Source organism: Escherichia sp. E4702 (genome assembly GCF_963883545.1).
Classification (GTDB): domain Bacteria; phylum Pseudomonadota; class Gammaproteobacteria; order Enterobacterales; family Enterobacteriaceae; genus Escherichia.
This window is the reverse complement of sequence record NZ_CAWORF010000029.1, coordinates 151,309-171,486: the sequence shown is the minus strand read 5'-3', so window position 1 is coordinate 171,486 and position 20,178 is coordinate 151,309. Positions and strand designations below refer to the sequence as shown.

General features: G+C 47.9%; 15 protein-coding genes and 1 pseudogene. 6 read left to right on the top strand and 10 right to left on the bottom strand.

Annotated features, from left to right (window positions below; translation table 11 throughout):
• Nucleotides 1–228: 228 nt before the first annotated feature.
• Nucleotides 229–1,583, top strand: a pseudogene (gene melA, locus AACU94_RS18955) (alpha-galactosidase).
• On the opposite strand, the gene AACU94_RS18950 reads toward melA, so the two are convergent.
• The 5 genes from AACU94_RS18950 to AACU94_RS18930 form a co-directional block, all read right to left on the bottom strand.
• Nucleotides 1,580–2,230: a DUF2238 domain-containing protein gene (locus AACU94_RS18950; RefSeq protein ID WP_130221794.1), complete on the bottom strand. Its 651-nt coding sequence runs from the start codon at nucleotides 2,228–2,230 to the stop codon at nucleotides 1,580–1,582. The pseudogene melA and the gene AACU94_RS18950 overlap by 4 nt on opposite strands.
• A gap of 122 nt (nucleotides 2,231–2,352) precedes the next feature.
• The gene (gene fumB, locus AACU94_RS18945) at nucleotides 2,353–3,999 is read right to left on the bottom strand and encodes a class I fumarate hydratase (RefSeq protein WP_130205921.1); all 1,647 of its coding nucleotides are present in this window, start codon (nucleotides 3,997–3,999) and stop codon (nucleotides 2,353–2,355) included.
• Nucleotides 4,000–4,076: 77 nt separating this feature from the next.
• Nucleotides 4,077–5,417, bottom strand: a complete 1,341-nt coding sequence (dcuB, locus tag AACU94_RS18940; protein WP_000899528.1) for an anaerobic C4-dicarboxylate transporter DcuB — start codon at nucleotides 5,415–5,417, stop codon at nucleotides 4,077–4,079.
• Between the two features lie 556 nt (nucleotides 5,418–5,973).
• The gene (gene dcuR, locus AACU94_RS18935) at nucleotides 5,974–6,693 is read right to left on the bottom strand and encodes a two-component system response regulator DcuR (protein WP_130205923.1); all 720 of its coding nucleotides are present in this window, start codon (nucleotides 6,691–6,693) and stop codon (nucleotides 5,974–5,976) included.
• Nucleotides 6,690–8,321, bottom strand: coding sequence for a sensor histidine kinase (locus tag AACU94_RS18930; protein ID WP_130221792.1), 1,632 nt, complete (start codon nucleotides 8,319–8,321; stop codon nucleotides 6,690–6,692). Before AACU94_RS18930 ends, dcuR begins: the two co-directional genes overlap by 4 nt.
• 179 nt (nucleotides 8,322–8,500) lie before the next feature.
• Between AACU94_RS18930 and yjdI the strand changes: the two genes are divergently transcribed.
• The 4 genes from yjdI to ghoT all read left to right on the top strand — a co-directional run bounded on the left by yjdI (nucleotide 8,501) and on the right by ghoT (nucleotide 9,730).
• Complete coding sequence (yjdI, locus tag AACU94_RS18925; protein WP_130216765.1) at nucleotides 8,501–8,731, top strand: 4Fe-4S mono-cluster protein YjdI; 231 nt, start codon at nucleotides 8,501–8,503, stop codon at nucleotides 8,729–8,731.
• An 11-nt stretch (nucleotides 8,732–8,742) separates the two neighbouring features.
• Complete coding sequence (locus AACU94_RS18920) at nucleotides 8,743–9,015, top strand: GNAT family N-acetyltransferase (RefSeq protein WP_000405647.1); 273 nt, start codon at nucleotides 8,743–8,745, stop codon at nucleotides 9,013–9,015.
• A 217-nt stretch (nucleotides 9,016–9,232) separates the two neighbouring features.
• Nucleotides 9,233–9,529: a type V toxin-antitoxin system endoribonuclease antitoxin GhoS gene (gene ghoS / locus AACU94_RS18915; protein ID WP_135490057.1), complete on the top strand. Its 297-nt coding sequence runs from the start codon at nucleotides 9,233–9,235 to the stop codon at nucleotides 9,527–9,529.
• A 27-nt stretch (nucleotides 9,530–9,556) separates the two neighbouring features.
• Entirely contained in the window at nucleotides 9,557–9,730 is a 174-nt protein-coding gene (ghoT, locus tag AACU94_RS18910) for a type V toxin-antitoxin system toxin GhoT (RefSeq protein ID WP_064525730.1), read from the top strand.
• Between the two features lie 118 nt (nucleotides 9,731–9,848).
• Here ghoT and lysS read toward each other — a convergent pair whose 3' ends face one another.
• The 5 genes from lysS to cadC form a co-directional block, all read right to left on the bottom strand.
• The gene (lysS, locus tag AACU94_RS18905; RefSeq protein ID WP_130216763.1) at nucleotides 9,849–11,366 is read right to left on the bottom strand and encodes a lysine--tRNA ligase; all 1,518 of its coding nucleotides are present in this window, start codon (nucleotides 11,364–11,366) and stop codon (nucleotides 9,849–9,851) included.
• A 237-nt stretch (nucleotides 11,367–11,603) separates the two neighbouring features.
• Nucleotides 11,604–13,061 carry a dipeptide/tripeptide permease DtpC gene (gene dtpC / locus AACU94_RS18900; RefSeq protein WP_130205935.1) on the bottom strand — a complete coding sequence of 486 codons (1,458 nt, stop codon included), beginning with the start codon at nucleotides 13,059–13,061 and terminating at the stop codon, nucleotides 11,604–11,606.
• A 58-nt stretch (nucleotides 13,062–13,119) separates the two neighbouring features.
• Nucleotides 13,120–15,267, bottom strand: a complete 2,148-nt coding sequence (gene cadA, locus AACU94_RS18895) for a lysine decarboxylase CadA (RefSeq protein WP_130216761.1) — start codon at nucleotides 15,265–15,267, stop codon at nucleotides 13,120–13,122.
• 79 nt (nucleotides 15,268–15,346) lie between these two features.
• On the bottom strand, nucleotides 15,347–16,681 hold the full coding sequence (gene cadB, locus AACU94_RS18890; RefSeq protein WP_130216759.1) for a cadaverine/lysine antiporter: 1,335 nt from the start codon (nucleotides 16,679–16,681) through the stop codon (nucleotides 15,347–15,349).
• Between the two features lie 362 nt (nucleotides 16,682–17,043).
• Nucleotides 17,044–18,582: a lysine decarboxylation/transport transcriptional activator CadC gene (cadC, locus tag AACU94_RS18885; RefSeq protein ID WP_130216757.1), complete on the bottom strand. Its 1,539-nt coding sequence runs from the start codon at nucleotides 18,580–18,582 to the stop codon at nucleotides 17,044–17,046.
• A gap of 707 nt (nucleotides 18,583–19,289) precedes the next feature.
• On the opposite strand from cadC, the gene AACU94_RS18880 reads away from it, so the two are divergent.
• Nucleotides 19,290–20,165: a ParA family protein gene (locus AACU94_RS18880; protein ID WP_135490056.1), complete on the top strand. Its 876-nt coding sequence runs from the start codon at nucleotides 19,290–19,292 to the stop codon at nucleotides 20,163–20,165.
• Nucleotides 20,166–20,178: the final 13 nt, after the last annotated feature.

The following is a 20,178-nucleotide window of genomic DNA, read 5'->3' as shown; positions in this document are numbered from 1 at the left end:
CTGCGAATGGGAGCACGGTTTTCACCCTCTACCCAGAGGGACGCGGGGACCGTCCGAGCATAAGGAGGCCGAAATCTCTGCTTTTCAGTTAATTTATTCCCATAAACTCAGATTTACTGATGCTTCACTCAGGATCTGAGTTTATGGGAATGCTCAACGGGGAAGCCGGAAGTTTTCTGTGGTATCGCCTGCCATGATGAAGACATTCAAGCAAGCCTGGAGATCTGAATGATGTCTGCACCCAAAATTACATTTATCGGCGCTGGTTCGACAATTTTCGTTAAAAATATTCTTGGTGATGTGTTTCACCGTGAGGCGCTGAAAACGGCGCATATCGCTCTGATGGACATTGATCCCACACGGCTGGAAGAGTCGCACATTGTGGTGCGCAAGCTAATGGATTCAGCAGGGGCCAGCGGCAAAATCACCTGCCACAGCGAACAGAAAGAAGCCTTACAGGGCGCCGATTTTGTGGTGGTGGCGTTTCAGATTGGCGGTTATGAACCCTGCACAGTGACTGATTTTGAGGTCTGTAAGCGCCACGGTCTGGAACAAACCATTGCCGATACGCTGGGGCCGGGCGGCATTATGCGTGCGCTACGTACCATTCCACATTTGTGGCAGATTTGCGAGGATATGACGGAAGTTTGCCCCGATGCCACCATGCTCAATTACGTTAACCCGATGGCGATGAATACCTGGGCGATGTATGCCCGCTATCCGCATATCAAACAGGTGGGTCTGTGCCACTCGGTGCAGGGAACGGCGGAAGAGTTGGCCCGCGACCTGAATATCGATCCGTCCACGCTGCGTTATCGTTGCGCAGGTATCAACCATATGGCGTTCTACCTGGAGCTGGAGCGCAAAACCGCAGACGGCAGTTACGTGAATCTCTACCCGGAACTGCTGGCAGCGTATGACGCAGGCCAGGCACCGAAACCGAATATTCATGGTAATACTCGCTGCCAGAATATTGTGCGCTATGAAATGTTCAAAAAACTGGCTACTTCGTCACGGAGTCGTCAGAACATTTTGCCGAATATACGCCGTGGTTTATTAAGCCAGGTCGTGAGGATTTGATTGAGCGTTATAAAGTGCCGCTGGATGAGTACCCGAAACGCTGTGTTGAACAGTTGGCGAACTGGCATAAAGAGCTGGAAGAGTATAAAAACGCCTCCCGGATTGATATTAAACCGTCACGGGAATATGCCAGCACGATTATGAACGCTATCTGGACCGGCGAGCCGAGTGTGATTTACGGCAACGTCCGTAACGATGGATTGATTGATAACCTGCCACAAGGATGTTGCGTGGAAGTAGCCTGTCTGGTTGACGCCAATGGTATTCAGCCAACCAAAGTTGGTGCACTGCCTTCGCATCTGGCTGCCCTGATGCAAACCAACATCAACGTACAAACGCTGCTGACCGAAGCCATTCTCACCGAAAATCGTGACCGTGTTTACCACGCCGCAATGATGGACCCGCACACCGCCGCCGTGCTGGGCATTGACGAAATTTATGCCCTGGTTGACGACCTGATTACCGCTCACGGCGACTGGCTACCTGGCTGGTTGCACCGCTAAGGTGTAATCGCTTCCGGCGCTCTGGTGATTAAGCCATAGCGCCGTAACTGGCGGCAGTGAAGACGAGCGAGCAATATCACTGTCGTTAATGCGCCAAGCAACGCACAGAACATATCGGATTGCGTGTCCCACTGGTCGCCCTGCGTACCGAGAAAATCATCCGCTCCCTGGCCCATCGCCAGTGCCGCCCACCACTCGATCAACTCATACATGGCGCTTATCGCCAGCGCTACGCAGCAGACCAGGAACGCCACCATTTTACGTCCGCGCACGTACATCCCGCGCACGAGAATTTCTCGTGCCACCAGTGCAGGCACCAGTCCCTGGAAAAAATGCCCCAGCTTGTCATACGGATTACGGCTCAACCCTAACCATTCCTGCACCTCAAAACCGATGGGGACTTTCGCATAGGTGTACTGCCCGCCGACCATCAGGATGATGGCGTGAAAGAAGATGAGCGTATAGAGCAGCGGCGTTAACGGGTAACGTCTGGCGGTGGCAAGCAGTAGCGGCACGACGATAATCACCGGTGTCACTTCCATCAGCCAGGTGAGTTTGTCATGGGCCGAAATGCCGGTATAAATCAGGATTAACGTTAGCGCCAGCGCGCCGGTGTTAAGAATTAACGGCTTGAGTGTGCGGATCATGGTGAGTTCGCAAGTCAGGGAAAATACTGACTATTCACCAGCAAGCGTGAAATTACAATCGCAAAAGAGGTGGCCCAGGGGGATCACCTGGCAGCATGCTGCCAGGCGCTGGGCCGAAGAGGTTACTTAGTGCAGTTCGCGCACTGTTTGTTGACGATCTGCTGGAAGAAGTCGTTGCCTTTGTCATCGACCAGGATAAACGCCGGGAAATCTTCTACTTCGATTTTCCAGATAGCTTCCATACCCAGCTCCGGATAAGCGACACATTCCAGATGCTTGATGCTCTGTTGCGCCAGTACCGCCGCCGGACCACCGATGCTACCGAGGTAGAAGCCGCCGTGTTTATGACACGCGTCGGTAACCTGCTGACTGCGGTTACCTTTCGCCAGCATGATCATGCTGCCGCCGTGGGATTGCAGCAGATCCACGTAGGAGTCCATACGACCTGCGGTGGTTGGGCCAAGTGAACCTGATGGATAACCGGCAGGGGTTTTCGCCGGACCCGCGTAGTAGATCGGGTGATCTTTGATGTACTGCGGCAGTTCTTTACCGGCGTCAATCAGCTCTTTCAGCTTGGCGTGCGCAATATCGCGACCCACGATAATGGTGCCGGTGAGCGACAAACGAGTGGAAACCGGATATTGCGAAAGTTGGGCGAGGATCTCTTTCATCGGGCGGTTAAGGTCAACTTTCACCGCTTCGCCTTCACCCGCCTGGCGCAGTTCTTCCGGAATGTACTGGCCTGGGTTGTGTTCCAGTTTTTCGATCCAGATACCTTCGCGGTTAATTTTCGCTTTGATGTTACGGTCAGCGGAACAGGAAACGCCCATACCGACCGGGCAGGAAGCGCCGTGACGCGGCAGGCGGATTACGCGGATATCGTGAGCAAAATATTTACCGCCAAATTGCGCGCCTAGGCCGAGTTTCTGAGCTTCTTCCAGCAGTTCCTGTTCCAGCTGGACATCGCGGAACGCCTGACCGTGTTCGTTCCCTTCGGTCGGCAGTTCATCGTAATAGTGAGCGCTTGCTAACTTGACAGTTTTCAGGTTGGTTTCCGCAGAAGTGCCGCCAATCACAAACGCGATATGGTACGGCGGGCAGGCTGCGGTACCGAGGGTGCGCATTTTCTCGACGAGGAAGTTTTTCAGTTTACCCGGAGTCAGCAGGGCTTTGGTTTCCTGGTAGAGATACGTTTTGTTGGCAGAACCGCCGCCTTTGGCGACGCAGAGGAATTTATATTCATCGCCATCTACCGCGTACAGGTCGATTTGCGCAGGCAGGTTAGTGCCAGTGTTGACCTCTTTGTACATGTCCAGCGGCGCGTTCTGTGAATAGCGCAGGTTATCTTCGATATAGGTGTTATAGACGCCTTTCGACAGCGCTTCTTCATCACCACCGCCGGTCCATACGCGCTGACCTTTTTTACCAACAATGATCGCGGTGCCGGTATCCTGGCAGGTCGGTAGCACGCCTTTAGCAGCGATTTCGGAGTTTCTCAAGAATTGCAGCGCCACGTATTTATCGTTCTCGCTGGCTTCTGGGTCGTGAAGAATAGAAGCAACCTGTTTCTGGTGTGCCGGGCGGAGCATGAAAGAGGCGTCGTGGAAGGCTTGCTGCGCCAGCAGGGTCAGGGCTTCTGGTTCCACTTTCAGGATGGTTTCGCCATTGAATTCGGCAACGCTAACGTAATCGGAAGTGAGCAGATAGTATTCGGTATTGTCTTTCCCCATCGGGAAAGGCGCCTGGTAGATAAAGGGTTTGTTTGACATAGCTTCCAGCCTGTAACTCTGTATTTGTTATACGAAAATGGCGTGCCGCACAGCGACGGGCGGCACGCAAAGTGCATTTATAAGAACCCGTACATCGCGGCGAAGATCCAGCCAAAGACGCAAGATACGCTCACGCCAATCAACCCTGGCAGAATAAAGCTGTGGTTGATGACGAAGCGACCGATGTGGGTGGTGCCGGAACGGTCAAACTGAATCGCTGCCAGATCGCTTGGATAGGTCGGCAGGATGTAATAACCGTAGCAAGCCGGTGCTGAAGCCACGATGTAAGCCGGGTCAACGCCAATCGCCAGTGCGACAGGAACAATCGCCGCCAGCGCCGCGGCCTGGGAGTTTACAAACTTGGAAACCAGCAGCAGAACAATGGCATAGGCCCACGGATACTCTTTCACCATTTCGCCCAGTACGCCCTGAATTTCAGACATATGCGCACCGAACATGGTTTCTGCCATCCATGCGATACCGTACACCGCCACGATGGCGATCATACCGGAACGAAAGACTTCGTTTTTTGAGATAGACGCGGGATTGGTTTTGGTCAGGATAATAATCAGCGCCCCGGTCAGCAGCATAAACATCTGAATAACCAAGACCATCGACAGCGGTTTGCCGCCGAAGGACGGACGCAGGTCCGAATCAGCACCGAGAAGTGCGACCACGGCAATTGCCCCGAGGAAGATCCACATTGCCAGCCAGTTGCTTTTCGGCAGCTTTTTATCCAGCAGCGTCGCGGTGTCACCGTAAACGTACTCACGGTTTTCCGGTACGGAGATGAATTTCTGGAACTCTTCGTCTTTATCCAGATCTTTACCGCGGAACCAACTGAAAATACCAATCGCCAGGATACCGAGTAACGTCGATGGAATGGTGATTGCCAGCAGGTCGAGGAACTCAAGGTGACGACCATCAAAGGTAACGTTACCCAGCATTGCGACCAGTGATACTACCGCAACCGACACCGGACTGGCGATAATCCCCATCTGTGCACCGATAGAACTTGCCGCCATCGGACGTTCCGGACGGATATTGTTCTTAATTGCCACGTCGTAGATGATTGGCAGGATGGTGTAAACCACGTGACCTGTACCGCAAAGAATGGTCAGCGTACAGGTAACAAACGGCGCGACAATGGAGACATATTTCGGATTGCGGCGCAGCAGTTTCTCGGCAATTTGCAGCATGACGTCAAGGCCGCCCGAGGCTTGCAACGTGGCCGATGCCGCCACCACCGCGATGATAACCAGCATAACATCAACCGGTGGTTTACCTGGCTGAAGATGGAAGACGAATACCAGAATGACGAGGCCGATACCGCCTAATAAACCTAGCGCGATACCGCCCTTTCTGGCGCCATAGAACAGACATATCAATATTATGATAAGTTGGATAGTAAATAACATTTGTGAACCCTCGCGATAATCCCATTTAAATTTCTACTGAATAGAACGCAGTCTCGTTCTGTTTGTATGAACTTTTTTCAGAGCCTGACTAATATCCTTTTGGTCGTTACTGGCCTGAGTAATTACTTCACAGTGAATATTGGCTGATTCAGGCAGCAATAAATTAATACACTGTGATAAGCGACTTTTTCAGAGAAAAATACTCTCTGGCGATGGGGTTATAGTTTGTGCTGCGCAGATGTTAATAATTTGTTTTCTACTATCTTATTGATATTTATTGGTATGTTTTTTGTTCTAATGGCGGTTATAGATTATTCTGATCTACCCATTTGTGGGTAAAAATACACATAATGCGGGTGACATAATAGTTAATTAACTTTTGTTAGCGTTTTGAAATTAAAAACACTATTTATCCTAAAGAATATTAAATCGATGAAATGAGAAGGGGATAATTATATTTGATCTGGCACAAGTTTTACTGATGGACGATGTAACTTGTGCCAGTACTCTTTTGCATTACTGCAATAATTGTTACTTGCGGATAACCAATGGTGCGTTATTGGCAATATTGTTTCAGTAATGAGTAATGTTCCGCTTGAATACGGTAACGGTAAACCGGACGACCCGTGACGCCATAATGAATGCTGGTAAATAAGATGTGGCAGTTGACCAGCCAGATCAGGTACTTGCGGCAGGAAACGCGCGAGATGTTCACCTCGTTGGCCAACTCGTCGGTTGAAAACTCATAGTCCTGATGCGCGTCAATCCACTGGCACAGCGTGCGTAACGTCTGCGGCGTTAAGCCTTTTGGCAAGCGACGAGGATCCTGCTCGTTGGCGCTGCTGCCGTGGATTAGCTGATCCAGCTCGGCCTGGTCATAATACTGATGTTTTTCCAGCGCCATTTTCTTTTGTCGCCAGCCGGTGAGTGCCTCTTCAAAGCGTGATGCCTGGAAGGGTTTTATCAGGTAATCAACAACGCCGTAATGCAGCGAATCTTTAATCGTCGCGGCATCGGCGGCGGAAGAGATGACTATCACATCGCTTTTGCAGCGAGCGTTATGCAGTACCGGAAGTAAATCGAGCCCGTTCTCCTTCTGCATATAGATATCGAGCAATATCAGGTCAATAGACGTGTCGCTGTTGAAAATTATCTCTTTGGCTTTTTCCAGTGTCGAGGCCGTTCCGCAGCATTGAAAGCCCGGGATCTGCGCCACGTATCGGCGATTCAGCTCCGCCACCATTGCGTCGTCATCGATAATTAATACATTGATCATTTGCTCGACTTCTCCCCGTCCCAGGGTATCTGGACAAAAAATTGTGTGAAAATCCCGGGTTCCGATTCTACGGCGATACTGCCGTCGAGATTTTCTACCTGTTGTTTGACAAGAGCTAAACCGACGCCTCGTTCGCTTCCTTTTGTCGAGACACCTTTGTCAAAAATGTGATCGATTTTGTCGGGTGCGATCCCCGGTCCATCATCGTTAACTTCACAGTGCAGCCAGCCGTGACGGTAGTGCAATGTTACGCTAATTTCGCCTCCGGGTTCCGGCCCTAATGCCTCCAGCGCGTTTTCTATCAGATTTCCCAACGTGGTAATCAGCGTCGCGACCTGGTCTTCACTGCCGCTGTCGGGCAACTGGCTTTCGCTGTTTAAAATCAGCGTATGGCCTAAATCGGTCGCGCGGTTAATCTTGCTGATTAAAAAACCAGCGATAACCGGCGATTTGATCTTGCCCAACAGAGAGCCAATCTCTTCCTGATAGTTATTGGCTGTTTTGAGAATGTAATCTTCCAACTGCTTATAACTCTTCAGATGCAATAATCCGAGAATCACGTGCAATTTATTCATAAATTCGTGGGATCGTTCACGAAGTGCGTCAGCATAGTTGACCAGACCATCCAGTCGCTGCATCAGTTTACGTACTTCAGTTTTATCCCTGAAGGTTGAAATGGCACCGATGATAACGCCATTACTGCGCACCGGAACGGTGTTGATCAGTAATAGCCGATCTTTGACGGTAATCTCTTCGTCGCGGCGCGGCGTACCGTCGCGTAACACTTCCGAGACATCTACTACCTGTGACCACGAGTGGCTTAGCGTCGATAGTTTCTCATCGTCCTGCGACTTACGGTAATTCAGCAATTCTTGTGCGGCATCGTTGATCAGCGTGACTTCGCCGCGATCGTCCACGGCAACGACGCCTTCTTTGATAGACTGCAACATGGCCTGGCGTTGCTCAAACAGTGTGGATATTTCGTAGGGTTCCAGGCCGAAAAGGATTTTTTTCAGCACCTTAACCAGAATGCAGGTGCCGATGAGGCCGACCAGCATGCCAAATAACACCGACCAGATAATGCTCCAGCGACTGTCATTGATCTGTTGGGTCACGCGGCTTAACTCAAGGCCGATCGCCACCACGCCAATCTGTTTATTATTCTCATCATAGATGGGGGTAAATACGCGTAAAGCCTGCGCCAGAAAACCGCGATTGATAGCGACATTTTCTTCGCCATTCAGCGCTTTAAGGATGTCATCACCTTTAAATGGCTGACCAATACGCTGGGCTTCAGGATGCGAGTAGCGAAGACTTTGCATATCGGTAACGACAATAAACAGCAGATCGTTACGTTTGCGCACGGCTTCCGCGATGGCCTGGATCCCGCTCTCCTGCGGTTTTTTCTGCAAGCCCTGACGGATTTCCGGCGAATCGGCAAGGGTACGCGCCACCGCCAGCGCCTTGTTGGCCAGTCCGTCTCGCGTCATATCACTGATTTGCGAGAAGTAAATCAGATGCACCACCAACAGCACCGAGAACAGCACCGCGCTGACCATTAAGATCACTGTGGTACTCAATTTCATCGGACGTTTGCGTAACTTGCGGTAGGGCAATGAATGTCTCATCAGCTTCCTTGTGTGACAAATTTCTTAAGCATTATCTCTGATGAGGCAGGTAATTCAAAGGGAGTAAGAATAATTGGCTATATAGGGGAAGAGGCTCTGGAAACTGAAACTGCCGGTGCTGTATGAAGATTCCGGGCTATGCTTATTGCGAAAACCATACTGATGAGAGAGGGAAGGTCATGGATCAGGATCTACTGGACGGTGGTTATCGCTGCTATACCGGCGAAAAGATCGATGTCTGGTTCAACACTGCAATATGTCAGCATTCTGGCAATTGCGTACGTGGCAACGGCAAGTTATTTAATCTCAAACGTAAGCCGTGGATCATGCCGGATGAAGTGGACGTCGCCACTGTAGTGAAAGTGATTGATACGTGCCCGAGCGGCGCGCTGAAATACCGTCATAAATAAGCGAGGGGAAAATGGAAATACGTGAAGGCCACAATAAATTTTACATCAATGACGAGCAGGGTAAGCAAATCGCTGAAATTGTCTTTGTGCCGACTGGAGAGAATTTAGCGATTATCGAACATACCGATGTTGATGAAAGCCTGAAAGGGCAAGGGATTGGTAAACAGTTGGTTGCGAAAGTCGTGGAAAAAATGCGCCGGGAAAAACGAAAAATTATCCCACTGTGCCCATTTGCGAAACACGAATTTGATAAAACGCGTGAGTATGATGATATTCGCAGTTGATGAGTAACGATATTTTTCATGCTCTGCGTAATGCGATGCAGGGGAGTATCTGAAGGGTCGGGGGATGCACAAAGAATGGTCAGAGAGAGCGTTTTCTTGTCCCAAGTCATCCCCTTTAGTGAGCAAAAAAAAAAGAATATCTCCTATATGAGAATCATCAATCGGGGTTAATAAACTTTGCATCCCCGGGGCATTTAATATTGATAGGAGTCTTATTATGGAAGGTAAGAAAAAGTTCAATACTTATGTCGTTTCTTTTGATTATCCATCATCTTATTCCTCAGTTTTCTTAAGGTTAAGATCATTGATGCATGATATGAACTTCTCCTCTATAGTGGCTGATGAATATGGAATACCACGACAATTGAATGAGAATTCTTTCGCAATAACGACATCATTAGCCGCAAGTGAAATTGAAGATTTAATCAGGATCAAATGCTTAGACTTGCCAGATATTGATTTTGACCTCAACATTATGATAGTTGATGACTATTTCCGTCAGCTTTACAAGTAGCCAGGAAGGATAAGAAGAACATAAAAAATGACACTATTCTCTAAAATATTAATTTTTTATGTGATTGGTGTGAACATATCCTTTGTCATTATCTGGTTTATCTCACATGAGAAAACACATATTCGTTTACTTAGTGCATTCCTGGTAGGAATAACCTGGCCAATGAGTCTGCCTGTGGCATTACTTTTTTCTCTCTTTTAGGAGCTGTGGTTGAGTGGATCCGCTGGTTATCTTGAAACGAAGCGTCTCTCCTCAAAAATTGATTTGCGGAACGACGAACGAAGCAGTCGACTGGCTGCTTCGTTCATTAAAGTGAAACTTATTTCTGTGGACGCATCGCCGGGAAGAGAATAACGTCGCGAATAGTATGACTGTTAGTAAACAGCATAATCATTCGGTCGATACCAATTCCCAGACCTGCGGTTGGCGGCAGACCATATTCCAGCGCAGTCACGTAATCTTCGTCGTAGAACATCGCTTCGTCGTCACCTGCAGCTTTGGCGTTAACCTGTTCCTGGAAACGTTCAGCCTGATCTTCTGCGTCGTTTAATTCGCTAAAACCATTACCGATTTCACGACCACCGATGAAGAATTCAAAACGGTCGGTGATTTCCGGGTTAACATCATTACGGCGCGCCAGCGGTGACACTTCTGCCGGATACTCAGTAATAAAGGTTGGCTGAATCAGATGTGCTTCTGCAACTTCATCAAAGATTTCGGTGACAATACGTCCCAGCCCCCAGCTTTTCTCTACTGTAATACCGATAGATTCAGCTAATGCTTTAGCGGCATCAAAATTATCCAGGTCGGCCATCTCAGTTTCTGGACGATATTTTTTGATTGCTTCGCGCATGGTGAGTTTTTCGAACGGTTTGCCGAAATCAAACACATGCTCGCCATAAGTGACTTTAGTGGTACCCAGTACCTCTTGTGCCAGGGTGCGGAACAGTGACTCTGTCAGTTCAATCAAATCGTGGTAATCCGCATACGCCATGTAGAGTTCCATCATCGTGAACTCAGGATTATGACGAACAGAAATACCTTCATTACGGAAGTTACGGTTGATTTCGAATACCCGTTCAAAACCACCTACAACCAGACGTTTCAGATACAGCTCCGGCGCGATACGCAGATACATATCTAAATCCAGAGCATTATGATGGGTAATAAACGGGCGAGCAGATGCCCCACCTGGAATTACCTGCATCATCGGGGTTTCTACTTCCATAAAGCCGCGTGCGACCATGAACTGGCGGATAGCGGCCAGAATTTTTGAACGGACAACAAACGTTTGACGGGATTTATCGTTAGCGATGAGGTCCAGATAACGTTGACGATAACGGACTTCCTGATCCTGCAGACCATGGAATTTATCTGGTAAAGGACGTAGTGCTTTAGTCAGCAGGCGTAACTCAGTACAGTGAATGGAAAGCTCACCAGTTTGCGTCTTAAACAGCGTACCGCGGGCACCGATAATGTCACCCAGGTCCCATTTTTTAAACTGATCGTTATAAACACCTTCTGGCAGGCTATCTCGTGCAACGTACAGTTGAATACGGCCACCGACATCCTGCAATGTTACAAAGGAGGCTTTCCCCATGATTCGACGGGTCATCATTCGGCCAGCAATCGAGACTTCAATGTTTAAGGATTCCAGTTCCTGGTTATCCTTCGCATCAAACTCTTCGTGCAACTGGTCAGAAGTATGGTCGCGGCGAAAATCATTGGGAAACGCCACGCCTTGCTGACGCAGCGCTGCCAGTTTTTCGCGACGATTTCTCATTTCATCGTTAAAATCAATAGCCTCATTGGCTCCCTGTGTTTCTTGTTCAGACATTTTGGTTCCTCTTAATCCAGCTTTCAATTTAGCGTAGATAAAGAGACAGATCGGTACACTGTATTATCTGCCTCGACTATTAGTAACTCAGTTCATCTTATCTAAACCAACGCTTACCTCAAGTTGATATCACTAATAAATAACCATAAAAATGGTTTAAATATCTTATTAATCTGGGATTTGCTAGTGTGATTAACTGAAAGTAAATTGATTCATAACTAATTGTTTTTACGGAAGTTAATCGTTGCTTTCCTGTATCATATTCGTCGGAGTGCTAAACAGAAATCGGGTAGCAAAGGCCAATGCCACGATGATCGCGACACAAGCCAACGTCCACTCTCCCATCTGGGAAAAGAATCGCTGGTAAGCTGCAATTGCCATACCGCTAATTTGCGACTCAGTCGTCTGTTGTGCCACTACGCCTGCCAGCCAGTTGGCGACCGCGCCTGTTGCCAGCATATAAATACCGGTTAATACGCCAGACATTTTCAGACGCGTGATTTGCGCAATCGCCACCGGGTCAATAAAGAGTTCGGCAAAGCCCATTAGCGCCAGCCCGGATATCATCACACCCATTGACGCTTGACCGCCAGCCGCTGCATGTCGGGCATCAAATGCCAGCAACATAAAGCCACAAGCCATCAGCAGTAAGCCAAAGGCAAACTTCAGCCAGACGCGCAATGTTGAGTTGCCGTGGCTTTCTGGCGACGCCAGCCAGGCAAGTACAACCCCAGCGAGCATCACCGCAATTGCGTTCACTGACTGGAATAGCGCAGTAGGTACTTCAATATTGAATGCCTGACGATTCACAAAGCGATCGATAAACAAGCTGATGGTACTGCCGCCCTGTTGTGCCAGTACCCAGAACAACGTCCCGACAAACATCAACAATACAATTTGCCAAAGAGCACGGCGGTGTTCGGGGAATTTGATCATCATGCGGGCAATGATTTGTGCAGCAATAAGGCAAACAATCGCCAGCAAATATCCGGACCAGTCGTTCTCCAGCAGCAAGGTAAAAAATACTGGGGCTAAACAGAGCATCACCACTAACCAGCTCCATACCGGTAAGGCAAACTTCACGCGAGTGAGCGCTTTTTTATCCATACTACGCGTGGATTGGAAATGACGATGACCGCTTAAGAAAATCAACAAACCGATAAACATGCCGCCACCCGCAAGGGCAAAGCCAACATGCCATCCATACCACTGAGCAGCCAGGCCGCAGGCGATGGGGGCTGCGATAGAACCGATATTGCCCGCGGCATACAGCAGCGAAAAACCGCCATCACGTCGATGATCGTTCTCGTCGTAGAGCTCGCCAAGCAAACAGCTGATGTTTGATTTGAATAAACCGTAGCCACAAATAATGATTGCCAGCGCCAGATACAGGCTAAAGGTTGAATTTGTATCAATGCCCAGCACCACATGGCCAAGGGTCATTAACAGCGCGCCGGCAATTACCGCAGTGCGGTTGCCGAGCAGGCGGTCGGCAAGCCAGCCGCCGAGAATAGGGGTAACGTAAACCAAAGAAGCGTATGCGCTGAACAGGCTGATGGCATGGTTATCATCAAAACCAAGCTGATGGGTGAGATAGAGAATGAGTAAGGCACGCATGCCGTAAAAACTGAAGTACTCCCAGATCTGGATCGCCACGATATAGTATATCGCGCGCGGCTGTGAGGGTGTTTTCATGTGTTCTCCTTATGAGCAAAAAAGGGAAGTGGCAAGCCACTTCCCTTGTACTAGCTAATTATTTTTTGCCTTCTTCTTTCAATACCTTAACGGTATAGCGGCCATCAGCCTGACGGTATGCACCGTGAATATCGGTTTCAAAGCCCGGATAGTGAGCGCCGATTTCACACAGCATCTGCAGGAACTCCAGAACCGGACGGCTTTCTTCGGTGATCATTTCACCCGGCATTACCAGAGGAACTCCCGGCGGATACGGAAGGATCATATTGGCGTTAATACGACCTACCATTTCGTCGAGGTAAACTTCTTCGGTCATACCGTGCAGCTCTTTCTGGAACGCAGCATACGGAGTCATTACCATAGTCGGCAGCACTTCAAATGCGCGATACATCAGATCCGGCAGATTGTGGTGAACAATCAGTTTGTGGATATTCTGAGCCAGTTCCTGAATACGCATGTTTTCATAGAATTCAGGATCTTCACGATACAGAGACGGCAGCATGTTTTTCACACGCAGGTTCAGGTCGAACGCACGTTTGAAGTCAGTCAGAGCACGCAGCAGGCTCAGTGCTTTGGTCTTATCGATACCGATGCTGAACAGGAACAGCAGGTTATACGGACCGGTCTTCTCAACAACGATGCCATGTTCGTCGAGGTATTTCGCCACGATGCTGGCCGGAATACCAAAGTCGCTCATGGTGCCGTCTTTTTCCATCCCCGGAGTCAGCAGAGTGACTTTGATCGGGTCAAGATACATGTGCTCGTTATCGATGTTTTTGAAGCCGTGCCAGGTGCTGTCAGAACGCAGCGGCCAGCATTCAGTAGTATCGATATGATCCGGCTGCCATACATCAAAGAACCAGCCATCAGATTCCGTTCTCAGACGTTTGATCTCTTTACGGAACTTGATCGCACGTTCAATGGAACCGTCGATCAGGCGTTTACCGGCATTACCTTTCATCATCGCCGCAGCAGTTTCAGTGGACGCCACGATACCGTAGTGCGGAGAAGTGGTGGTGTGCATCATGTAGGCTTCGTTAAAGGTTTCTTCGTTTACGTCACCTTTAACGTGGATCATGGAAGCCTGAGAGAACGCCGCCAGCAGTTTGTGAGTGGACTGGGTTTCGTAAATCACTTTCCCTTCGACACGGCCACCGCTCATACCGCATTTACCTTCGTAAATCGGTGAGAAGTTGGTGTAAGGCACCCACGCGGAGTCAAAGTGGATGGATTTCACATCCAGCGTTTTCTTGATGAAGTCGGTGTTGTACAGCAGACCATCATAGGTAGAGTTGGTAATTACGGCATGTACCGGCCAGGTTGCGTTTGGTGTTTCTTTAACGCGCTTAGCAATGGTTGCGTGCTGGAATTCACTCTGTGGGATACCGCCAAGAATACCGTAAGCGTTACGGGTCGGGCGGAAATAGATTGGCGTAACATCGCTCATCATCATCAGATGGGTCAGCGATTTGTGGCAGTTACGGTCAATCAGAATGGTGCTGCCTGCCGGAGCAGAGTACATACCAACAATTTTGTTCGCAGTGGAAGTACCGTTGGTCACCATGTAGCTGCGGTCTGCGTTAAAGACGCGAGCGATATACTGTTCTGCTTCTTTGTGTGGACCGCTGTGATCCAGCAGGGAACCCAGTTCAGATACTGAAATGGAAATATCAGATTTCATGGTGTTCGGACCAAAGAAATCATAGAACAGGCTACCTACCGGGCTTTTCTGGAATGCAGTACCGCCCATGTGACCAGGAGTACAGAAAGTATATTTACCTTCACGAACATATTTAAACAGCGCTTTGGTCAGCGGAGGCAGAATAGTGTTGATATATTCGTCAGTGGTCTGCTTGATCTTGTTAGCAATATCATCAGCAGCACCCAGCGCATATTCAAAGAAGCTAATCTGTAAACGCAGATCGTTCAGGCTTACATCGAGTGTGGAATATGTATTAGCGAACGCGTACAACGGCAGGTTCTCGTTCATTTTGCTAATTTCTTCGCACAACTCGAGATTATATTTATCCCAGTCAAAAATAACGCCGCACAGACGCGCATTGTTTTCGATCAGTTTTAATAAGTCGTCACGGTCGTTCGGGTAAACAATCTGGAAGTTCAGACGTTCAAGCGCGCGATGAAGTTCACGGATGGGTTCTTCTTTAAAATAAACCCCCATGTGATTCAATATTGCAATAACGTTCATAGTCATATCTCCAGGTAAAAAAGGCCCCTCCCAACACATGGGACAAAATGAAAGGAGGAGCCTCGGAAAATACTTTTAATTAATGTGCGTTAGATGCTGTGTGGTTATCCATTGAGTGGCTCTGGCGCTCGTGCATTTTGCGAGCGTAGAACATCAGGATAATCAGGCTGACGATGAAGGTACCTGCCAGCTCGAAGGAGCTTGCACCCATCAGAGCGATGAAGCAGAACACGCAACCCAGTACAGAGCAGATCAGGCTGACAAAGTTGCGGATGTTAACGCCTTCAAAACGAATCAGGTCAACGCAAGAGTAGAAGTACGGCAGCATAGTCAGCAGTACTGCGATACCGGTCAGTTCACCGAACAGGTCAGAGGCTTTACCACCGGCAGAGTTCATCAGAGTGATGAGGATCATCAGGGCAGTCATTTTCACTGCAGCCAGCAGCAGACCTTTTTTCGGAATACCGTTGCTGTCGACTTCACCATAAATTTTCGGGAAGTTACCGTCGTTAGCGGCACGTACACCTGCCTGGCCTACCAGCATCATCCAGGAGCCCAGAGAAGTCAGGCACGCAAAGGCGGTGAATGCAGAAACCAGCGGCGCAGCCCAGTTACCGAGGATAGTTGAAGCACTGATTGCAAACGGAGCACCGGAAGCTGCCATTACAGAAGACGGATACATACCGGAAAGCACCTGAGTCGCAGCAATGTAAACAATACCTGCTAAACCAGTACCCAGCATGGTTGCCAGTGGAACGGTACGTTTCGGGTTTTTAACCATACCAGTACTTACAGCTGCGGATTCAACACCCACGAAGGCCCACAGGCAGAGCAGAATACTTTTAATGATTGCGTGACCATCAGTGGTACCCGCAGTATTCCAGTTAGCTGCATAAGTTGCAGCATCAAACCAATGCCAGCCAACAATAGCAGTCATAACCACAGGAATAAGAACCAGCACCAGACCAATAGTGGTTAAACGGCTTACCCAGGTACCGCCGAGCATATTTACAAAGGTAAATACCCAGACGATAGCAATACAGGCGATACCTGCCGGAACAGGATCATTTAATACTGGGAAGAAGGTGGAAAGATAAGATACAGCGGTAATACCAATCGCCAGGTTACCAATCCAGTTAGCATGGTAATAAAGAACACCTGTCTGAAAACCAAATGCAGGGGAAATTTCTCCAGCATAAGCAATTGGGCCACCTTGTTGCGGGTTCTTTGTTGCCAGTCGGGCATATACATAAGCCAGCGACATTGCACCAATAATAGAGATGATCCAACCCCAGATAGCAATACCACCGATACTTGCAAGGTTCGCAGGTAATAATGCAATACCGCTCCCCATCATATTACCGGCAACAACACCGGTACAGGCAAATAGCCCAATCTTCTTGGCAGAACTCATGCTCTTCTCCTAATTTCATTTTAGAATTTGGAGTCCGGGTCATGATGTATAACTATTTACTGACCAGACCAAACTGGCGACAAGACTACTCAAAAAAAAAGATTAATCCTAAAGATTAGGTGAAATAATACAAAAGTTTATGTCAGTGAGGATTTTAGCTCTTCATTAACAGATCAGAATCGCAAGTTGATATCATGAAAAGATAAACATTCAATATTTACAATGAATTACGAGAAAGTTGCTGGTTAAATTTATGTAATAAAAAATTATGCAGCAAATAAATTGCTGCAACATGTTGTGTCAATAAATATACAAGCGTTTAACGCTAAAAATCCCCGCGAATGAATCAACCCAGGATTCGTTTATTCTGAAGCGAGAAATTTGTCGAGATAAGGAACAACATAAGAAACAGAAGTCTGGAATATGCCATTTTCAATCCAGTAAAGGGTGTTTGCTCCTGGGCGTAAATTAAAGGCGGTGAGATATGCATCAGCAGCTTCTCGGTTCATCCCCTTCATCTCATAAACTTTGCCAAGCAACACATAATTTAGCCAGGACATTTCAAGGTCAATGCCAGTATTTATCGCCTGATAAGATTCGTCAGTTTTTCCTTTTGTCAGAGCACTGACCGCTTTTATTTGATAGAGAATGGCCAGATTATTCATTCCTGGCAGTGTAGCAATGTTATCAATTTCTGTGTTCAGTGCTGCTAATTGTTTTTCATCTAAAGGATGCTGAGAATGACGTACTATATCAACTAATGCTTTCTCTGCTCTCGCGTAGGTAAATTCGGGAGATGATTGAACAATCTCACCTAATAACTCACTGGCACGGTTCAATGATTTATCATCACCATGCATTAAATAATCATGTGCCTGATAAAAATTAGTTAATAACGCACCACGATGAGGCAAAATTTGTTGGAGCATCTCCTGCATTCGTTGTGGCCACGGTTGATTTAACGCTTTTGACAAACTCTCCAGTAAATCATTTTGAATCGCCAGCTGATTACCGTTAGTGATGACATAACGTTTATCCAGCATGGTCGAACCATCTGCATTGTCTACCAATTTCACCGACATAAAGCACTGTTGAGCGCGGTATTGGCGTTGATTAACAAACGCAATAGATAATGTTTTACCGGAACTGCTCGGTTCATCAATGTTGTAGTTGATTTTGTCATGAACCATAAAAGTGGAGAAGGTATTAAGTGACGTAGCCACCAAATCACCCACGCCTATCGCGTAAGAGAGCTGATACGGGGAAGTCCAGCTGTTACAACTCTTATTCACCATATTAATGTCAATATCGCGTGGATTGAGCAAAATACGCGATTTACTCATAGGAAGACGCGTTTCAAGACTGGAAAACGCCACCAGTGCTACACAGATACCTAACGACAACAGGAAAAAAAACCATACCCAAAAGGTAGTGAATCGTTTGCTTTTAACTGGGGATTGTTCAGGTGGCGTTGCGGTGTTTTGAATGTTAAGACTGTGGGAAGGGGAATCTGTGTCAGGAATCGCCTCTGGTATAGGGGGAGGCGAAGATTGCATTATTTCTTCTCCCTCCTCTTCGCTGTACCAGATAACTGGCACCATTAATTTATAACCGCGCTTTGGTACAGTAGCGATATAGACAAGACTATCTTCATCATTATCTTTTAATGACTTACGCAGTTCTGAGATACTCTGCGTTACAACGTGATTGGTAACAATACTTCTCTTCCAGACATTATCGATAAGTTCATCTCTGCTAAGTACTTCGCCACTGTGTTGAGCAAAGAAAACCAGAAGATCGATTAGTCTCGGCTCAAGGGTAAGTTGACGCCCATTGCGACTAATTTGGTTTATGGACGGAGTAACAAGCCACTCGCCAACGCGAACTACAGGTTGTTGCATAATAAAAACTCATTCGAAAAAGGAATGGTGCAATGATAATTGCCATAACCTATTTTTACCATCTATAGATGGGTGCGTTTACATATTACAGGTGAATGTGAGACGTTATTTTTACCACCCGTAAACCTCTTGATTACATCGCCTTACGAAATGACTTTAATGAGAATCAGAAGTAATTTGCCTTACCACCAAGATTGATTATCTTTGCCAAAGAAAACGTTCAGAAAATAATCCCCGGAAAATTGCCTGGAACGCTTACTATTTTAATGGATTGTTAGTCTTTGCATGATCAAACGGACTGATACATTTCTCTTTGTTCGCATCCAAAAAATCTCATCAGTCGGCGTTCTGTTTATGGATGCGTTACGCTCCTGATGACGTCATTTGACGTTCAACAGCATTACGGGGCCGCACGACATTTTGCGTCAGTCAGTGTCATAGCTCCGGGACAAATTTTCTCAAACAGGGGGATACCCGCAAAATGCTGGTGATGTGGGGAGAATTTGGTTGAGTTTGGTGGGAGTGATTTGGAGGAAGAACGGTTAAATCGTCGCGTCCTGAAACGAAAAACGGACCTCCGTTGAGGTCCGTTCATATGAATTTGGTGCCCGGACTCGGAATCGAACCAAGGACACGGGGATTTTCAATCCCTGATTTAAACACGCATAGAACGTTTGTTACCTGTAAATCGTACACAGGTGACTTATATGCATGTAATTTCAGTAATTTCTACCAAAGGTGGTGAAGGTAAATCTACTCACTCCGCTAACTTGGCTGGCTTCTGTGCCGACGCCGGTCTTAAAACCCTTTTGATTGACGGCGACTACGCCCAGCCAACTGCCTCCAGTTACTACTCCTTCCGCTATGAAGCCCCATGCGGTCTTTACGAAATGTTGATGCAGACCGTAGATCTCAACCATCCCGAGCAACTGATTTCTCAGACCTGCATCGATAATCTTGACCTGATTATCTCTAACGATCCCCATGAACAACTCAAGACGGCGATGATGCATGCGCCGGATGGCAGAATTCGTCTGCGCAACTTACTCCAGCATCCGCTGTTTGCTGCTTACGATGCCATCATCATTGATTCACAGGGCGCGCGTTCAATCATGCTGGAACTGGTGTTGTTGGCAACAACACATACGGCAGTGGCGATGGTAAAACCGGTTGTCCCGGATGTCAGGGAGTTCCTGCGAGGAACAGTGACACTAATGGAGGAACTTCTGCCTTATCGTGGGTTTGGTCTTACTCTGCCGCCAATGAAAGTCCTGGTCAACTGTATGGACTACACCCTGCTGGCTGAAGAAGCACTGAGTGCGTTAACCACGATTATTGCTGATGGAGCATATAGCAAAGCAGATATTCCCCCCGTCACTCTGCTTGAAACGCAAATTTACGACCTTGAAGTCTACAAGCTTGGTCATACGAGGGGGCAACCAGCTCACCGTCTTGAATACCAGACCGACCGGAAAAGTCTACCAGCTGCGAAGACCATGCATTATCTGGCCTGTGAATTATTCCCTGAATGGCGCGACCGCTTTGATGTGGTACTGCAAAACCAGCCGAAGGGGGATAGATAATGAAAATATTCTC